Annotated in this window: 15 protein-coding genes; 14 read left to right on the top strand and 1 reads right to left on the bottom strand. The window is 60.6% G+C overall.

What is annotated here, in order from left to right; all coding sequences use genetic code 11:
- Nucleotides 1-8 precede the first annotated feature (8 nt).
- From ACJ8IJ_RS17820 to ACJ8IJ_RS17805, 4 genes are all read left to right on the top strand, one after another.
- Nucleotides 9-1,067 carry a 2,5-dihydroxypyridine 5,6-dioxygenase gene (locus tag ACJ8IJ_RS17820; protein ID WP_015377796.1) on the top strand — a complete coding sequence of 353 codons (1,059 nt, stop codon included), beginning with the start codon at nt 9-11 and terminating at the stop codon, nt 1,065-1,067.
- 66 nt (nt 1,068-1,133) lie between these two features.
- Nucleotides 1,134-1,607, top strand: coding sequence for a MarR family winged helix-turn-helix transcriptional regulator (locus ACJ8IJ_RS17815; protein WP_004938613.1), 474 nt, complete (start codon nt 1,134-1,136; stop codon nt 1,605-1,607).
- A gap of 84 nt (nt 1,608-1,691) precedes the next feature.
- Nucleotides 1,692-2,234 carry a (2Fe-2S)-binding protein gene (locus tag ACJ8IJ_RS17810; RefSeq protein WP_004938615.1) on the top strand — a complete coding sequence of 181 codons (543 nt, stop codon included), beginning with the start codon at nt 1,692-1,694 and terminating at the stop codon, nt 2,232-2,234.
- Nucleotides 2,227-5,799, top strand: a complete 3,573-nt coding sequence (locus ACJ8IJ_RS17805) for a molybdopterin cofactor-binding domain-containing protein (RefSeq protein WP_442518418.1) — start codon at nt 2,227-2,229, stop codon at nt 5,797-5,799. The genes ACJ8IJ_RS17810 and ACJ8IJ_RS17805 overlap by 8 nt, the downstream gene beginning before the upstream one ends.
- Before the next feature lie 6 nt (nt 5,800-5,805).
- Here ACJ8IJ_RS17805 and ACJ8IJ_RS17800 read toward each other — a convergent pair whose 3' ends face one another.
- Nucleotides 5,806-6,687: a LysR family transcriptional regulator gene (locus tag ACJ8IJ_RS17800; protein ID WP_004940783.1), complete on the bottom strand. Its 882-nt coding sequence runs from the start codon at nt 6,685-6,687 to the stop codon at nt 5,806-5,808.
- A 107-nt stretch (nt 6,688-6,794) separates the two neighbouring features.
- Here ACJ8IJ_RS17800 and ACJ8IJ_RS17795 point away from each other — a divergent pair, with 107 nt between their 5' ends.
- From ACJ8IJ_RS17795 to ACJ8IJ_RS17750, 10 genes are all read left to right on the top strand, one after another.
- A complete protein-coding gene (locus ACJ8IJ_RS17795; protein WP_004940781.1) occupies nt 6,795-7,538 on the top strand; it encodes a sulfite exporter TauE/SafE family protein in 744 nt (247 codons plus the stop codon).
- 211 nt (nt 7,539-7,749) lie between these two features.
- Nucleotides 7,750-8,034, top strand: a complete 285-nt coding sequence (locus ACJ8IJ_RS17790) for a hypothetical protein (RefSeq protein WP_157798857.1) — start codon at nt 7,750-7,752, stop codon at nt 8,032-8,034.
- 56 nt (nt 8,035-8,090) lie between these two features.
- A complete protein-coding gene (locus ACJ8IJ_RS17785) occupies nt 8,091-8,357 on the top strand; it encodes a hypothetical protein (protein WP_033645898.1) in 267 nt (88 codons plus the stop codon).
- 59 nt (nt 8,358-8,416) lie between these two features.
- Nucleotides 8,417-9,694 carry a TcdA/TcdB catalytic glycosyltransferase domain-containing protein gene (locus ACJ8IJ_RS17780; RefSeq protein WP_442518417.1) on the top strand — a complete coding sequence of 426 codons (1,278 nt, stop codon included), beginning with the start codon at nt 8,417-8,419 and terminating at the stop codon, nt 9,692-9,694.
- Between the two features lie 100 nt (nt 9,695-9,794).
- Nucleotides 9,795-11,069, top strand: coding sequence for an HlyD family secretion protein (locus ACJ8IJ_RS17775; protein WP_442518416.1), 1,275 nt, complete (start codon nt 9,795-9,797; stop codon nt 11,067-11,069).
- Entirely contained in the window at nt 11,062-13,161 is a 2,100-nt protein-coding gene (locus ACJ8IJ_RS17770; RefSeq protein WP_442518415.1) for a peptidase domain-containing ABC transporter, read from the top strand. Before ACJ8IJ_RS17775 ends, ACJ8IJ_RS17770 begins: the two co-directional genes overlap by 8 nt.
- Before the next feature lie 171 nt (nt 13,162-13,332).
- On the top strand, nt 13,333-14,388 hold the full coding sequence (locus ACJ8IJ_RS17765) for a P1 family peptidase (RefSeq protein WP_004940769.1): 1,056 nt from the start codon (nt 13,333-13,335) through the stop codon (nt 14,386-14,388).
- A gap of 16 nt (nt 14,389-14,404) precedes the next feature.
- Nucleotides 14,405-15,229, top strand: coding sequence for a M55 family metallopeptidase (locus ACJ8IJ_RS17760; RefSeq protein ID WP_442518414.1), 825 nt, complete (start codon nt 14,405-14,407; stop codon nt 15,227-15,229).
- 201 nt (nt 15,230-15,430) lie between these two features.
- Nucleotides 15,431-17,653 (top strand): xanthine dehydrogenase family protein molybdopterin-binding subunit, encoded by a 2,223-nt coding sequence (locus ACJ8IJ_RS17755; RefSeq protein ID WP_242141680.1) that lies wholly within the window; start codon nt 15,431-15,433, stop codon nt 17,651-17,653.
- Nucleotides 17,653-18,111 (top strand): (2Fe-2S)-binding protein, encoded by a 459-nt coding sequence (locus tag ACJ8IJ_RS17750; protein ID WP_016927823.1) that lies wholly within the window; start codon nt 17,653-17,655, stop codon nt 18,109-18,111. Before ACJ8IJ_RS17755 ends, ACJ8IJ_RS17750 begins: the two co-directional genes overlap by 1 nt.

Here is an 18,111-nt window from a genome sequence, read left to right as displayed (position 1 = left end):
GACAGGCCATGGCGGTCAATGAAACCCAGTTGGTACAGCTGTTCGAGCAGGTGCTTACGCTGTCGAAGGTCGATGCTTCGCAGAGCGTGGCGATTTTGAAAAGCCATTATTCCGATGCGCGCACGGTGCGCGCCGCGACCGACGCGGCGCTGCGGCTGGGCGCCAGGGTGTATGCCGTCGAACTGCCGGCGTTCAACCATCCGCGGGCGATGGGCAACGACATGACCGCCTATTGCGGCGATACCGCGCTGACCGGCAACCTGGCGGCGCAGCGTGCGCTGGAGGCCGCCGACCTGATCGTCGATACCATGATGCTGCTGCATTCGCCGGAGCAGGAACAGATCCTGAAAACCGGCACCCGCATCCTGCTGGCGGTGGAGCCGCCGGAGGTGCTGGCGCGCATGTTGCCCAACGCGGAGGACAAAGCGCGGGTGCTGGCCGCCGCCGCCGTGCTGGAGCAGGCGAAGCTGATGCAGGTGACCTCCGCCGCCGGCAGCGATTTCCGCGCGCCGCTCGGGCAATACCCGACGGTGACCGAATACGGCTATGCCGATGAGCCGGGGCGCTGGGATCACTGGCCGAGCGGTTTCCTGTTCACCTGGCCGAATGAGGAGCAGGCGGAGGGCGTGTTGGTGCTGGAGGTTGGCGATATCTTGCTGCCGTTCAAAAGCTATGCGCGCGAACGCATCACGCTGGAGATCGAACAAGGGTTCGTCACCCGCATTCACGGCGGTTTTGAGGCGGAATACCTGCGCGAATACATGAAATACTTCGACGATCCGGAAGTGTACGGCATCTCGCACATCGGCTGGGGCCTGCAGCCTCGCGCCCAGTGGACGGCGATGGGCCTGCACGACAAGAACGACGGCATGTGCATGGACGCGCGCGCGTTCTACGGCAACTTCCTGTTCTCCACCGGGCCGAATACCGAAGTGGGCGGCACGCGCAAAACGCCTTGCCATATGGACATCGCGCTGCGCCGCTGCGACATTCGTCTCGATGGGCAAACGGTGGTGGCGGACGGGGAAGTGGTGGCGCCGGAGGCGTCGCGCGTGCGCCGGGCGTAATCGTTGCTGCCAACGGCGGGGGTTTGTACTATTCTCGTGGATTCCATAGATGGTGAGAGTAACGCAATGACGCCCCCCGAATACCCGTCAGCCGTGAGCGGCCAACCCGAAAATTATCATTTTACCGAGCAAGTCGGGCACCTGCTGCGCAAGGTTTATCAGCGCCACGTGGCGATTTTCCAACAAAACGTCGGCGATTCGCAGCTGACGGCGGTGCAGTTCATCACCCTGTGCGCGGTGCGCGATATGGGACCGAGCTCGCTGACCGAGCTGGTGCAGGTGACGGCGGTGGATCAAGCTACCATCCGCGGCATCGTCGAGCGGCTGAAGGCGCGCGATCTGATCACGGTGACGCCGGATCCGGTGGATCGGCGCAAGGTGGTGGTCGGCCTGACCGACGCCGGCGGCGCGCTGCTGGCGGAAACGGTGCCGCAGGCGGCGAAAATCACAGAATTGACGTTCGGCACGCTGAACCCGGCCGAACGGATAGCGCTGATATTCCTGCTGAATAAAATGCTGGAAGACCCTGCCACCGGCTGATTCGCCCGCGCAACGTCGTTGCCTGGTGGTCGGTGGCGAGAGGCCAGCCCATAAGACCATCAAGTGCAGGCGGAGACGCAAACAATGGCGATATCTGAAGTGCAATCGCCCAGGGAAGGCGCGAAAACCACGCTGACGGAGCATCCGCTGATGCTGTCGGTGAACGGCGAACAGCTTCATGCGCAGGTGATGGCGGATACGCCGCTCTTGCTGGTACTGCGCAACGATCTGGCGCTCAACGGCCCAAAATACGGCTGCGGCCTGGGCGAATGCGGCGCGTGCACCGTGCTGATCGACGGCGTGGCGGCGCGCTCCTGCGTGATCCCGGCCCTCGGCGTGTCCGGCCGGGCGATCGTGACCCTGGAAGGTCTCGGCACTCGCCAGCGCCCGCATCCGGTGCAGCGCGCCTTTATCGAAGAGCAGGCGGCGCAATGCGGCTACTGTCTCAATGGCATGATCATGACCACCAAAGCCCTGTTGGATCGCAATCCCGCCCCGAGTGAGGCGGAGATCCGTCAGGCGCTGTCCGGCAATCTGTGCCGCTGCGGCACCCATCTTGAAATCTTGCGTGCGGTTCAGCGCGCCATCATTCTCTGCCGCGATGAGGACGCCCACGATCATGACTGATTCCCGTACCCCATCGCCGAGCCAGGCCGAATTGCTGCAGCGCGACGGCGTTCTGTTGATCGTCGACAGCGTGCAACCGCCGCCGGGGCTGGTGCCCAAGGGGCAAAAACCGGTGCTGAAGCCCAAGGAGCAAGGGTTGTTTATCGCCCTGTGCGGCAGCGGTGAAATCTATGCCTTTAACGGCCATGTCGATCTCGGCACCGGCGTGCGCACCGCGCTCGGCCAGATTGTCGCCGAAGAGCTGTACCTGCGCATGGATCAGGTGCAAATGGTGTTGGGCGATACCGAGCGCGCGCCGAATCAGGGCGCCACCATCGCCAGCGCCACGCTGCAGATCTCCGCCGTGCCGCTGCGCAACGCCGCCGCCGAAGCGCGCCGTTGGCTGCTGCGCCAGGCGGCGCAACGTTTCGATGCGCCGGTGGAACAACTGACGCTGGAGGAGGGCATGATCCGCAGCCCGCAGGGGCAGGCGCTCAGCTACGCCGAATTGGTGGCCGGCGGTCATGTCGAGCTGTCGATTTCCGGCGACGCGCCGCTGAAACCGCAGGCGGAGTATCGCCTGGTGGGCACCAGCGCCGCGCGCGTCGATATTCCGGCCAAGGCGACCGGCGAAACCACTTACGTACACGATATGCGGTTGCCGAATATGCTGCACGGCCGGGTAGTACGGCCGCCCTATGCCGGTTACGACAGCGGCGAATTTGTCGGCACCAGCCTGCTGGCGGTGGACGAAACCTCGATCGCGCATATTCCCGGCATCGTCAAACTGGTGGTGATCGGCGATTTCATCGGCATTGTCGCCGAGCGCGAAGAGCAGGCGGTCAAGGCGGCGCAGGCGCTGCAGGTCAGCTGGAAAGACTGGCGGCGCAATTTGCCGCAGATGACCGACGTGGCGCAGGCGCTGCGCGACAACCCGCATTCGACCCGAGTGGTGCACGATACCGGCGACGTGGACGCGGCGCTGGCGGCGGCCGACAGGCGTTTCACCCGCAGCTATCTGTGGCCGTATCAGCTTCATGCCTCGATTGGCCCTTCCTGCGCGCTGGCGGACTACCGGCCGGAGCGTCTGCAGGTCTGGTCAGGCAGCCAGAACCCGCACCTGCTGCGCGCCGATCTGGCCTGGCTGCTGGAGTACCCGGAAGCGCAGATCGAGATCGTTCGCATGGAGGCGGCCGGCTGCTATGGCCGCAATTGCGCCGATGACGTCTGCGCCGACGCGGCGCTGCTGTCGCGCGCGGTGGGCAGGCCGGTGCGGGTGCAGCTGACCCGCGAACAAGAACATGTGTGGGAACCGAAGGGCACGGCGCAACTGATGGAGGTGGACGGCGGGCTGGACGCCGCCGGGCACCCGGTCGCCTACGATTTTCGCACCTATTATCCTTCCAACGGCGCGCCGACGCTGGCGCTGCTGCTGACCGGCCGGGTCGAGCCGCTGCCGGTGGCCTATGAAATGGGCGATCGCACTTCGGTGCCGCCTTATGAGTATCCGTCGCTGCGCGTCAGCATCGAGGACATGGCGCCGATCGTGCGTGCCTCCTGGATGCGCGGCGTTTCCGCCTTGCCCAACACCTTCGCCCACGAGTCTTATATCGATGAGCTGGCCCACGCCGCCGGCGTCGATCCGCTGGAGTATCGGCTGCGCTACATCAATGATGAACGCGCCAGTGAACTGATGCGCAGCACCGCAGAACGCGCCGGCTGGACGCCGCATACCGAACCGATGCAGACCCCGGCGGAAGACGGCGTGCTGCGCGGGCGCGGCTTTGCCTATGCCCGTTACATCCACAGCAAGTTTCCCGGCTTTGGCGCGGCCTGGGCTGCCTGGGTGGCCGACGTGGCGATCGACAAAGCCAGCGGCGAAGTGGCGGTGACGCGCATCGTGGTCGGCCACGACGCGGGCATGATGGTTAACCCGGACGGCGTGCGCCACCAAATTCACGGCAATGTATTGCAATCGACCAGCCGGGTATTGAAAGAGCGCGTGACCTTTGAGGAATCGACGGTCTCCGCCAAAGAATGGGGGGCCTACCCGATCCTGACCTTCCCGGAGGTGCCGGAGGTGGACGTGGTGATGATGCCGCGCCCTTACGATCCGCCACTGGGCGCCGGGGAGTCGGCGTCGGTGCCCAGCGCGGCGGCCATCGCCAACGCGGTGTTCGACGCCACCGGCATTCGTTTTCGCGAGCTGCCGATCACCTCGGACAAGCTGCGTGAGGCGCTGAATGGGCCGGATGCCGAACGGCAGGCCGCGCCGCCCAAGAAAAAGAAGCGCGGCAAATGGTGGTTCGGCGGCGCGGCGGGGCTGTTCGGCGCCGTGCTGGGCATCGCCGGCAGCGCCTTGCCGTGGCGGGCGGAGATCGCGCCGGTGGCGACGCCCGGCGCCGGCACCTGGTCGGCCGCCACGCTGGAGCGCGGCCGTCAGCTGGCCGCCGCCGGAGACTGCGCGGTTTGCCATACCGCATCGGAAGGGGCGACCAACGCCGGCGGGCTGGCGATGGCGACGCCGTTCGGCACGCTCTACAGCACCAATATTACCCCGGACGTGGCAACCGGTATCGGCAACTGGTCGTTTACTGCGTTCGATCGGGCGATGCGTCAGGGTATCGCCCGCGACGGCCGCCACCTCTATCCGGCATTTCCTTACACCGCCTTCAGCAAAATGACCGACGGCGACATGCAGGCGCTGTACGCTTATCTGATGTCGCAACCGGCGGTGCGCCAGAGCAACCCGGCCAATCAGATGCGTTTCCCGTTTAACCTGCGGCCGCTGATGGCCGGCTGGAACGCGCTGTTCCTGCGCCAGGGGGAATATCAACCCGATCCGCAACAAAGCGCGCAATGGAACCGCGGCGCTTATCTGGTCAACGGGCTTGGCCATTGCGCCGCCTGCCATTCGCCGCGCAACCTGCTGGGGGCGGAAAAGGGCGGCGCGGCTTTCCTGGCGGGGGGGATGGTGGACGGGTGGGAAGCGCCGGCGCTGAATCAATTGGCCAACGCGGACAAACCCTGGACCGAGGAACAGCTGTTTCAGTATTTCCGCAGCGGGCATTCCGCCGAGCACGGCGTGGCGGCCGGGCCGATGGGGCCGGTGGTGAGCGAGCTGGCGACGTTGCCGCAGAGCGATCTGCGGGCGATGGCCAATTATGTGATGTCGCTGAGCGCCAAATCGACGCTGAACGTGGAACCGCAGGCGCAGTTGGCGGCTCGCGCATTGCCGGCGGTGGGGCAACTTGCCGGTGAGCGGTTGTTTCAGGGCGCTTGCCAGGCCTGCCACAGCGCCGCCGCCGGCGGGCCGCAGCTGTTCGGCGTCAGCCCGGATCTGGCCAACAACACCAACATCTTCAGCGATCGCCCCGATAACCTGATCAAGGTGATCCTGCAAGGGATCCCCAAACCGGCCACCGCCGAATTGGGCTTTATGCCGGGCTTTAAGGACAGTTTTTCCGATCGGCAGGTAACGGCGCTGGTGAATTATTTACGCCAACGCTATGCCGGCGACAAACCGGCCTGGCGCGACGTGGAGGCGCAGGTGGCGCGGCTGCGCGCAGAGCCGGGCACGCACTGAGCCGCCTCAGGCATGGCGCAGGAACGCCACCAGCCGCTGCGCCGGCAGCGGCAACTGCGCCGGGTCACGCACCGCGATCGACAGGCGCCGGGTCGCCCAATCGTCCGTCAGCGGCAGTGCGCTGTGCCGAATTTCCGGCTGGCGTTGTGCGCTCTCTTCCGGCACCACCGCCAGCCCGGCGCCGCGCAGCACCATGCGGCAGATGGCGTCGAAATGAGCGGCACGCGCCCGCAATCGCATCGGGCCGCCGCTGCGTATCGCCAATTGCTCAAGATGTTGTTGCAGCGCGCTCTCTTCCGGCAGGCCGATGAAATCAAAAGGCAGGGCGTCCGCAAAGCTGACCTGCCGGCGGCCGCTGAGCGCATGCCCCGGCGGCAGTGCCAGCACCAGACGATCCTGGCGAAAAGGGTAACTTGTCAGCCCGCGCAGATCGGCGTGATCCGCCACGATGCCGATATCCGCCGCTCGTTCGGCGATCGCCTGCGCGATGGCCGGGCTGGGCAGCTCTTCCAGCGCGATATCGGTGTGCGGGTGCAGCATCAGAAAATCCGCCAACAGCTCCGGCAAAAAGGCGTCGGCGGCGACGGTATTGGCGACGATGCGCAGCTGGCTGCGCTGGCCCGGCGCGAACTCGGCCATATCACCGCGCAGCCGGTCGCGCTGCTGCAATAGCACTCGCGCGTGATGCAACAGGCGCTCACCGGCGGGCGTCGCCTGGACGCCGCGCGGATTGCGCGTCAGCAGCGCTACGCCGGCCTGTTGCTCCAGCCCGCGCATGCGGGCGCTGGCGGCGGCCAGCGACAGCCCGACGCGCTCGGCGCCGGCGGTGATGCTGCCGGTCTCGAGCACCGCCGCCAACAGCCGCAGATCGATAAAGTCAAAATGCATGCGTTTTCCCTCTGTCTTTGCCGCAGGCAGGCTCTGTCATTGCCGCATTGTGCCGCGGCGCGGCGCTGGCCACAATCGAGCCGTTGATTCGCCATAAGGATAGACGCATGTCGCTGACGTTACTCGAAATTGTCGCCCTGACGGGCATTTTTACGCTGGCCGGCACGGTCAAAGGGGCGATCGGTCTGGGGTTGCCGACGGTGTCGATGGGGTTGCTCAGCCTGATGATGCCGCCGGGGCAGGCCGCCGCGCTGCTGCTGTTGCCCTCGCTGATCACCAACCTGTGGCAACTGCTGTGCGGGCCGACGCTGTGGGCGCTGTGGCGGCGGCTCTGGCCGATGATGCTGTGCGTCACGCTGGGCACATTGTTGAGCGCGGGGGCGCTCACTGCCGGCGACGGCCGCCTGGCGCCGCTAGCGCTGGGCATGTGTCTGATCGGCTATGCGCTGCTGGGATTCACCCGTTTTGATTGGCGCATTTCCGCCGTGGCAGAGCTTTGGCTGGGGCCGCTGTGCGGCCTGGTGACCGGTACGCTGACCGGCGCCACCGGGGTGTTCGTCATTCCGGCGGTGCCTTACCTGAATGCGTTGGGTCTTGCGCGCGATGAGCTGGTGCAGGCGCTGGGGCTGTCGTTCACCGTCTCGACGCTGGCGCTGGCCGCCGGATTAGCCTGGCATCAGGCGTTGCCCGGCACGCTGCTCGGCGTTTCCTTGCTGTCGCTGTTGCCGGCGTTGGCCGGCATGTGGCTGGGCGGGATCGTGCGCCGTCATTGTCGCCCGCAGCTGTTTCGCCGCCTTTTCTTTATTGGGTTATTAATCTTGGGCGTTGAGATTATTTGGCGATTCAATTAATTGAATCGATAGCATCTGCGTGTAATTAGGTTCGGTATATTATTCTGGGTTTTATTTTAATATGATGACTTGCAATGTTTAGAACACACTTTTCTTATTGGTTTTTTCATGAAATACAGGATGGTTATGGATTGTTATTAGTGTGTTTTACTTTTGCCATTACAGCTATTTTTAATGACTGTAAAACCAGTAAACCCATAGGAGAGTATTTATGAAGGAAATTTTAAGTAGCCAATTCGATGCGGTGTCGGGTGGATGGCAGGATCGCGATGGGAGTGGAAAAAGATCGTCTGATAACGGAGGGTCTGGCTCTTCAAGTCGCGGTGGAAATAACGGCGGCGATCGCGGGCCTCAGTCATTTTTGTCAAAAAATAGCCCGTATGGCAGCGGTTCCGGCGCCAGTGGTTTCTGGGGGAATGGCAGTTCTACAGGAAATGGTTATGGCGGCAATGGTACTGGGCCGAGAGAGGCCAGAGAGTTCGGAACCAAACGCTAATTAACAGTTGCAATCCCAGCACAGAAGTAACATTCTGTGCTTTTATGGGGTATATGATGAATAAATATGTTGTTTTTATAAAGAGCGATGCGTCAAGGGTGTTGAGAAAGGAAGTGGTTACACGAGAAATAATTAAGGAGATGAGGCGAAAGGGGTTCAGAAAGCATCATGTTGAAGTAGAGGCTGAGAACGAAACCGATGCCATTAACAAACTAAATAAGAACAGCAATGATTATTTGGACTCATTGAGAAATTTTTCCGGTGATTTATGGTTCTGTTCTATTTGTGTTATCGCTATGGCGCTAGTCTATTTTTTGAGCTGAGCCATAATCCAGCATTGAATCATTCAAGTTCCCCATACTATATTTTCGTGGTGATTTAAATGAGCCATCAGGCATTGGGTATCGATTTATCAAAGACAGAAAAGTCATCCGTTCCAAGCATCCTGCATTTTATATGGATTGGTGACTTAAATGAAGTAAATACTCATTATATCGACATATGGAAAAAAACAAATAAAGATAAGCAGATATTCTTTTGGTATGACAGAGACGCTTCACTGTGTCATTTACTAAACAATGCCATACGCGATTTCGTCAACGCAAAAAAAACCAAAAATAAAGTTAAGGCTGAATTGAAAATAAAAAATCACGCCTTTAATTATATATACCCAAAAATAAAGGCAGGTTTTTCTTTTGATGAGCTGGTTATCGAATTCTTAATAAAAAATGAAATTCCTTATCAGAAACCACCAAAAGCGATTGAAGACTCATGGTTTGGCAACAGAGGTTTTATAAAAAAGTGCATAGCGGAGCTTTTTTGCAATGGTTTCGATGATTTCATGAAGTATTATTATTATGAGATTATACTAAGGCATAACATTGCCAGTGCAAGTGATATTGCCAGACTTTTAATTATCTATCTGCATGGTGGCACTTATATAGATGTTGATACGCTTCCATACATTGATAACATATATCATAAACTAAACAAATATATAGAAAAAGAGGGCGTTGTCGAGAGCGACTCGCTTCTGTTATTTAAGACCCTATGTCTTTTAAAAAAGATAAATTCAGAAGAGGCACTGCCTGAAGCCGTGTTCAGCTGCGATGAAAATGAGTTGGGCGTAGATGCTGTTGAATTTAAAAGAATAAAAAGGCTTATCGAACTGGATCTCTCTGGTTTTTCTTTGGATATGATATTGCCATTGGGTGAAACATACGTTCATAAAAATTTATTGGCGCTAGGATCACTCAGAAGATTTAAAGGTGTTTATTTTAATAATTTCATGTCCTCTCACAAAAAATCCAAGGCGGTAAGAATCATCCTCAGAACAATGAAAAAAAGATACCGTTTTTTAGAAAAAAACAATTGCATATTCAACTGTTATATTGATGATGGATCAAGGTGTTATCTGACCAGACTCTTACCATGGAGAACCGAGTTAATAACAAGGGACTATTGCGTGACCCCGGTCTTAACTGGGCCGGGTTTAATTGTTGAGGTTTTATTGGGGTTGGCTTATGAGGTCTTTAATATTGGATATCTGATTGAGCCATCCAGCATTGCGGAGTATATGCAAAACCCTGACTTTGGAATTGCATTGTTTCAACACAATATAGATACACCTGATGGCGCCTATTCCACGTGGCGCAAATAAGAAGAATGGCTTGAAATGCAGAACTGACCTTCTGTTTGTTTTATTGTCAATACAATAGCCTGTGAATTTGAATGTTAGCTATCAATAAGGGACGCTGATCATGTTTCGCCAGGAAGCGATCGATAATCAGAAAATGAAATGGCGTGGCCGGGCGCTCCTCCTTCCCGGCATTCCCTTTTGGCTCACGGCGGGGCTCTGCCTGTTTTTCCTCATTGCTTTTCTCACCTTCACCATCGCCGGCACCTATACCCGGCGGGTCAACGTGACCGGTGAGATCAGCACTTATCCGCGGGCCGCCAATGTCTATTCAGCCGTCCAGGGGATAGTGGTCAAACAATTCGTCACCGAAGGGCAGGTCATTACCGCCGGTGCCCCGATTTACCAGATCGACGTCAGCAAGAGTACCCGTAGCGGTGTGCTCAGCGACAACCAACGCCGGGATATCGATGGCCAGCTGGCGCGCATTGCGCAAATCATTAACCGACTGGAAAGCAGCAAGCAGGCCACGCTTATCATGCTGGAACAACAGAAGGCGCAATACACCGCGGCATTCACCCGCTCCACCGATATCCTCAAACGCGCCCAGGAAGGGATACGCATCATGAAGGAAAACATGGAGAACTACCGGCACTATCAGACCCAGGGGCTGATCAATAAGGATCAGCTCACCAATCAGGTGGCGCTGTATTACCAGCAGCAGAACAACCTGCTGGGCCTGTCCGGCCAGAACGAACAGAATGCGTTGCAGATCACCGCGCTGGAAAGCCAGATCCATATCCAGGCTGCCGAATTCGACAACCAGATCTACCAGATGGAGCTGCAGCGCTACGAGCTGCAAAAGGAGCGGCAAAACATCGATGCCACTGGCGATATTATCGTTCGCGCGCTGGCCGGCGGCCGCATCGATTCGCTGAGCGTCACGGTTGGCCAGATGGTCAACATTGGCGACAGTCTGCTGCAGATTATTCCGCAAAACATCGATCGCTATGCCCTGGTACTGTGGGTGCCCAACGACGCCATCCCCTACATTGCCGCCGGCGATAAGGTCAATGTGCGCTATGACGCCTTTCCGGCGGAGAAGTTCGGCCAGTTCGCCGGCACAGTGTCCGTCATCTCCAAAGCCCCGGCCTCACCGCAGGAAATGCTGACCTACCAGGGGGCGCCCAAAGCGGCGCTGACCGCCGCCGTGCCTTACTACAAAGTGATCGTTATCCCGGAAAAACAATCCATTGCTTACGATGGCAAACGTCTGAGCCTGGAAAACGGCATGAAAGCGCAAAGCACTCTGTTTCTGGAAAAAAGGAAGATGTATCAATGGATGCTGTCGCCGTTCTACGACATGAAACACAGTGCGACGGGGCCGGTCAATGAGTAGGAGCACATTCAAACAGCGGGTCAGCCAACTGGATCTGCGGCTGCGCCACCGGGTTCCGATGGTGCACCAGACCGAGTCGTCGGAATGCGGGCTGGCCTGTCTGGCGATGATCTGCGGTTATTACGGCAAAAACATCGATCTGATCGCGCTGCGCCGGCAGTTCAATCTGTCATCCCGCGGTGCCACATTGGTTGGACTGACCGGTATCGCCGAGCAACTGGGGTTGAGCACCCGTCCCCTGTCTCTGGATCTGGACGAACTCGGTGCGCTGAAACTGCCCTGCATTCTGCACTGGGAATTCAACCATTTCGTGGTGCTGGTCAGCGTCAAAGGCCACCGCGCGGTGCTGCACGATCCGGCGCGTGGGCGCCGGGCCGTCAGCCTGACGGAACTGTCGCACAGTTTCACCGGCGTAGCGCTTGAGGCCTGGCCCGGCAGCGAATTCACCGCCGACAGCGTCCGCCATCGTATTCATCTTCGCACGCTGATCGGCAGCGTGCATGGCCTCAAGGGGGCGCTCGGCAAAATCTTTTGCCTGTCTCTGGTGTTCGAAACCATCAACCTGGTGATGCCCATCGGCACGCAGCTGGTGATGGATCACGCCATTCCTGCCGGAGATCGCGGGTTACTGTCGCTCATCTGCGCCGGATTGATGCTGTTTATCTTGTTGCGGGCTGCCATCGGCATGGTGCGGGCATGGTCAGGATTGGTCATGGCGACGCTTATCAACGTGCAGTGGCAGTCCGGGTTGTTCACCCATCTGCTGCGCCTGCCACTCGGTTACTTTGAACGGCGTAAGCTGGGTGACATTCAATCACGCTTCGGTTCACTGGATACGCTGCGCAGCACTTTCACCACCAGTATCGTCGGCGCCATCATGGACGGCATCATGGTGATCGGTGTGTTGGTGATGATGGTGCTGTATGGCGGCTGGCTGACCTGGGTAGTGCTCAGTTTCACTGCGCTTTATGTGTTGATGCGGCTGCTGACCTATGGATATTACCGTCAGCTGTCCGAGGAGGCGCTGGTGAGAGAGGCGCGGGCCGGCTCGTATTTTATGGAAACGCTGTACGGTATCGCTACCGTCAAAATGCAGGGTATGGCAGAACGCCGCATCGCCCACTGGCTAAACCTTGAAATTGACACCATCAACACGGGTATCCGCGTCACCCGAATGGACATGCTGTTTGGCGGGATCAACACCTTCATAGCGGCGTGCGACCAGATCGTCATTCTGTGGCTGGGAACCAGCCTGGTGATCGATAACCAGATGACCCTCGGCATGTTCGTGGCGTTCGGCGCCTTTCGGGGCCAGTTCTCCGACCGCATCGGGTCGCTGACGGAATTTTTGCTGCAGCTGCGCATGATGAGCCTGCACAACGAACGCATTGCCGATATCGCCCTGCATCCGCGGGAGGCGTGTAAACCCGATCACCCTTACACGGCGGGGCTGCAACCTTTGGGATTGACGACCCATGCCCTGAGCTATCGTTACGACAGCCAGTCACCGGCTATCTTTGATGGCCTGGACATCAGCGTTGTGCCGGGCGAAAGCGTGGCCATCGTGGGCCCGTCCGGCGCCGGCAAAACCACGTTGATGAAGGTGTTGTGCGGACTGTTTACCCCGGATTCAGGGCGGGTTGAGGTGAACGGTGTCGATATCCGCCAGCTCGGCATCAACAACTACCACAAAATGATTGCCTGCGTGATGCAGGACGACAAACTGTTCTCCGGCTCGATCCGGGAAAATATTTGCGGGTTTGCGGACGAGGTGGACGATGCCTGGATGCAAGCCTGTGCCCGTGCCAGCTATCTGCATGACGTGATTTTACGCATGCCTATGGGATATGAAACACTGATTGGCGAGTTGGGGGAAGGATTGTCCGGCGGGCAAAAACAACGGCTATTCATAGCCCGGGCAATCTACAAAAAACCGGCTATTTTGTTTCTGGATGAGGCCACCAGCGCGCTGGATAAGGAGAGCGAAGCTGTGGTGAATCAGGCCATCAAGAGACTCAATATCACTAAGCTGATCATTGCCCACCGTGAAACGACCATTGCGTCGGCAGATCGGGTTATACATTTGGGATAAGGGGGGATATCACCCGCGGCACCGGCCATTTACACTGTTTCCCCCCTAAAAACCCAATAAATGGCGATGGAGCAAGGCTATTTTTGCTGCTCGCTTCGGCTTTCAATTTACGGCGCGGCGCATTGCGCGATATTCTGGTTTTCTGATGGGCTGACGGCGGATGAGGGAACCATGACAGACAGCCAGGCGTTTGAACAACAAAGCCTCGACAATCTGCTGAGCTATTGGCGGCGCCATCGCCGCCTGCCGGGCGCGCGCTATCCGGCCGGCCCGACCGACACCCTGTGCGACGTGCCGGGCGTCAGCGTCGGGCATCACACGCTGGCCGACGGCGAATGCCAGACCGGCGTTACCGCCATCGTGCCACCGGGCGATCTGTTTAACCAGCCGTTGCCGTGCGGCAGCGCGGTGCTCAACGGCTTCGCCAAGCCGCTGGGGCTGGTGCAGCTGAACGAGCTGGGGGTGCTGCAAACGCCGATCCTGCTGAGCAATACCTTCGCGGTCGGCACGCTGTTCAACGCCATGGTGCGGCGCAGCTGTCTGCGTTACCCGCAGATCGGCCGCGGCAGCGCCACCATTAACCCCCTGGTGCTGGAGTGCAACGACGGCTACCTCAACGATATTCAGGCGATGGCGGTGCGTGAGGAGCACGTCTTCAGCGCGTTGGATAACCATTCCACCCGCTTTGCGCGCGGCAGCGTCGGCGCCGGGCGCGGCATGAGCAGCTTCGGCTTGAAGGGCGGTATCGGCACTGCCTCGCGCTATTGCCCAGGGCTTGGCACCACGCTTGGCGTGCTGGTGCTGGCCAACTTCGGCACCCTCGACTCGTTGACGCTGAGCGGCGTGCGCGTTGGCCAGGCGCTGGGCAAACTGTTGGCGGATCCGCCGCCGCAGGTGGACGCCGGTTCGGTCATCATCATCATCGCCTGCGATCGGGCGCTGGACAGCCGCCAGCTGAACCGCATCGCCCGTCGAGCGGGCGCCGGTTTGGGGCGGGTAGGCAGCCATTGGGGGCACGGCTCCGGCGATATCGCGCTGGCGTTTTCCACCCGGTTACTGGGGGCGACGTTGCCGGACGAGCGGCTGGAGCCGCTGTTTGCGGCCGCCGCGGATGCCACCGAATACGCGGTATTGGATGCCTTGCTGAGCGCGGAAGGCGTCAGCGGTTTCCAGCAGCACGACCGTATGGCGTTGGGCCCGCTGCTCGATCGGCTGGCGGAAAATTAAATAACGGGAGTGTGATGTGAAAGTCTTTATCTCTGCGGATATTGAGGGTATTGCCGGCGTGATGCGGTCGGAGCAGTGTAACCCGGCCCATGCTGACTATGCGGCGGCGCGCGAGCTGATGGAGCAGGAGGTCAACGCCGCCATCGACGGCGCTTTTGCCGGCGGCGCCACCGAGGTGACGGTGGCCGACAGCCACGCCATGATGCAGAACCTGCGCGCCGATCGCATCGATGCGCGGGCGCGCCTGGTGCAGGGCAAACCGCGCGGGCTATCGATGGTGGAAGGGCTGCAGCATCAACGTTACGACGGCCTGATGTGTATCGGTTATCACAGCGCCGCCGGCGAACGCGGCGTGCTGGCGCATACCATCAATGGCCGGGCCTTTTACCGCGTCAGCCTGAACGGCGAGGTGGTAGGCGAAAGCGATCTGTATGCGGCGGCGGCGGCCGAGTTGAACGTCCCGCTGTGGCTGGTGAGCGGTGACGACGAGCTGCAACGCTGGATCGCTGAACGTTATCCGCAATCTGGCTATGTTTGCGTGAAACGCGCCATCTCGCAAACCGCCGCCGAATCGCTCAGCCCTCAGCGGGCGCGGGCGGAGATCCGCGAGCGGGCGATGCAGCAGGTGCGCCAGGGCGCCAGACTGCCGGTGGAGCGCCGCTTCATGCCACCTTACCGGCTGACGCTGATGGCGGCCAAACCGGTGCTGGCGGATCTGTTCAGCCTGGTGCCCGGCGTGCAGCGCCAGGACGCGCTCACCGTGGCCTTCGACAGCGACAACATGGCGGCGCAAATCCGCCTGCTCAGCGTCTTCTCCTCGCTGGCGACAACGCAGAGCTGACCCCCGGTGCGGGTTCCCGCCCGCACCGCACGATTCTCCAACAGAAAATCCCTTATCAAGATTAGGCCTGCTGAATAATAGGCTACGCTAATTATTGCTCTGTTGCGCTATGTCACCTGACCGGCGCGGCAAGCCATTCCCATAACAAGAGTTGTTTCGCCGAAGGCAGTGACGCCTTCGGTTTTTTTGGAGTCATGAGCAATGAGCATATCCCAAGTTCCGCTTTCGCGGCGGCGGTTTATCGTCGGCGCCGGGGCGTTGGTGATCGGCGCCTATCTGCCGTCCACCGGCGCGCTAGCGCGCTCGAACGCCCCGGCCGCCTCCGGCACGGCGGCGTTAGACGCCAACGCCTTCGTTCAGATCGGCGCCGACGGCGTCGTCACCGTCATCAGTAAACACACCGAAGTGGGCCAGGGGGTCTATACCGGCATGGCGACGCTGGTCGCCGAAGAGCTTGATGCCGACTGGGCGCAGGTGCGGGTCGTGGCCGCGCCGGTGGATACCGCCGTCTACAAAAACCTGGCCTTCGGATTCCAGGGCACCGGCGGTTCCAGCTCGGTGGCCAATGCCTATGAGCAAATGCGGCGCATGGGCGCCATGGCGCGCGCGCTGCTGGTGCAGGCCGCCGCGCAGAGCTGGAAAACCTCGGCGCAGGAAATCACCGTGCAGGCGGGCAAGATCCGCCATGCCGCCAGCGGGCGAGAAGCGGGCTTTGGCGAGTTCGCCGCGCTGGCCGCCACGTTGCCGCCGCCCGATCCCGCCAGCCTGACGCTGAAGGACCCGGCCAATTTCATCCTGATCGGCAAAACGCGCGGTTTGCACCGCGTCGATTCGCTGGCGAAAACCAACGGCAGCGCGCAGTTCTCGCAGGATATCCACGAGCCGGACATGCTGACCGTCACCATCAAGAAACCGCCGCGTTTCGGCGGCAAAGTGGCGACCTTCGACGCCGAGCGGGCGCTGGCGGTGCCGGGCGTGGTGGCGGTGAAACAGGTTGCCACCGGCGTAGCGGTTTACGCCAAAAACACCTGGGCGGCGATCCAGGGGCGGGAACGGCTGAGGGTCACCTGGGACGATGCGCAGGCCGAACGGCGCAACACCGAGGAGATCTACGCCGAGTTCCGCCAGGTGGCGCAGAAAACCGGCGTGGTGGCGAAGAGCCACGGCAAGCCGGACGAGGTGTTCGATAAGGCCGACAAGGTGATCGAGGCTGAATACACCTTCCCGTACGTCGCCCACGCGCCGATGGAGCCGCTGGACGGCTATCTGTTCTGGGACGGCGAGAGCGTTAAGGCGCGCTACGGCTGCCAAATCCAGACGCTTGACCATAAGCAGCTGTGCGATCTGTTCGAGCTGCCGCCGGAGAAGGTGCAGATTGAAACCATTCTGGCGGGCGGCAGCTTCGGCCGGCGCATCGATTTAGGCAACCCGACGCTGGGGCCGGATCTGGCGGCCGACATGGCGGCGGCGGCCAAGGGCATCGGCCCCGGTCACGGCGTGAAGGTGGTATGGACGCGCGAGGACGACATCCGCAACGGCTGGTATCGCCCGATGATCCTGCACCGCCTGCGCGGCGCCATTCGCGGCGGCAAGGTGGTGGGCTGGACCGATACCGTGGTCGGCCACTCCTGGACGCGCCACAGCGCGATGGATGCGCTGGTGGTCAACGGGCTCGATCAAATGATGGTCGAGGGCGCCAGCGAGGTGTCATACACCTTCGAAGCCTTCCGCTGCGATGCGCACATCGTGCCCGGCAAGGTGCCGACCACCTCGCTGCGGTCGGTCGCCAGCACCCACACCGGCCACGCGGTGGAGAGCTTTATCGATCAGCTGTTGCAGGAAACCGGGCAGGATCCGGTCGAAGGGCGGCTGGCGCTGATGGGCGATGCGCCGCGCGCGGCGGGCGTGCTGCGGGCGGTGGCTAAAGCCGCCGACTGGCAGGGCGCCAAGGTGGTGGACGGGCGCGCGCGCGGCGTGGGCGTCGCCAAGGCGTTCGATACCTATGTGGCGCAGGTGGCCGAGGTGTCGATCGGCGAAGGCGGCATCCCGAAAGTGCATAAAGTGTGGTGTGCGGTGGATTGCGGCGTGGCGGTGAACCCCGACGTGATCCGCGCGCAGATCGAGGGCGGCATTGGTTACGGCCTCAGCATGGCGCTATACGGCAATATCACGCTGAAAGACGGCGTGGTCGAACAGTCCAATTTCAATAACTTCCGCCCGCTGCGTATCGATGAGATGCCGGAGATCGAGGTGATCATCGTGCCCTCGACCGAGAAACCGACCGGCGTGGGCGAGCTGGGGGTGCCGACCATCGCCCCGGCGGTCGGCAATGCGCTGGCGCTGCTCGGGCGGCCGCGCACCTCGCTGAGCCTGCCGCTGCATAATCCCACTGCGAATCCGGCGTCTGACAAGGAGAGAACCTGATGATTCATTTAACCGTAAACGATCAGCCGCTGACCTTTGAGGGCGATCCGCACATGCCGCTGCTGTGGTTTTTGCGTGACGAAGCCGGCCTGACCGGCACCAAGTTCGGCTGCGGCATCGCCATGTGCGGCGCCTGTACCGTGCATCTGGACGGCGTGCCGGTGCGTTCGTGCATGACGCCGGTCTCCGCCGCCGTCGGCAAGAAAATCACCACCATCGAAGCCGTGGGCGCGACGCCGGAGGGCAAGGCGGTGCAGGAAGCCTGGCTTGACCTGGACGTGGTGCAGTGCGGTTACTGCCAGTCCGGCCAGATCATGAGCGCCAGCGCGCTGTTGGCGCAAAGTAAAAATCCAAGCGATGCGGACATCGATGCGGCGATGGGCGGCAACGTCTGCCGCTGCGCCACCTATGTGCGCATTCGCGCCGCCATCCACCAGGCCGCCAAGGCATTGGGTTAG

The sequence above is a fragment of the Serratia sp. CY40230 genome (assembly GCF_052168835.1).
Lineage (GTDB): Bacteria > Pseudomonadota > Gammaproteobacteria > Enterobacterales > Enterobacteriaceae > Serratia > Serratia nematodiphila.
Note: the sequence above shows the minus strand (reverse complement) of the source record. Positions and strands in the feature narration are given on the sequence as shown.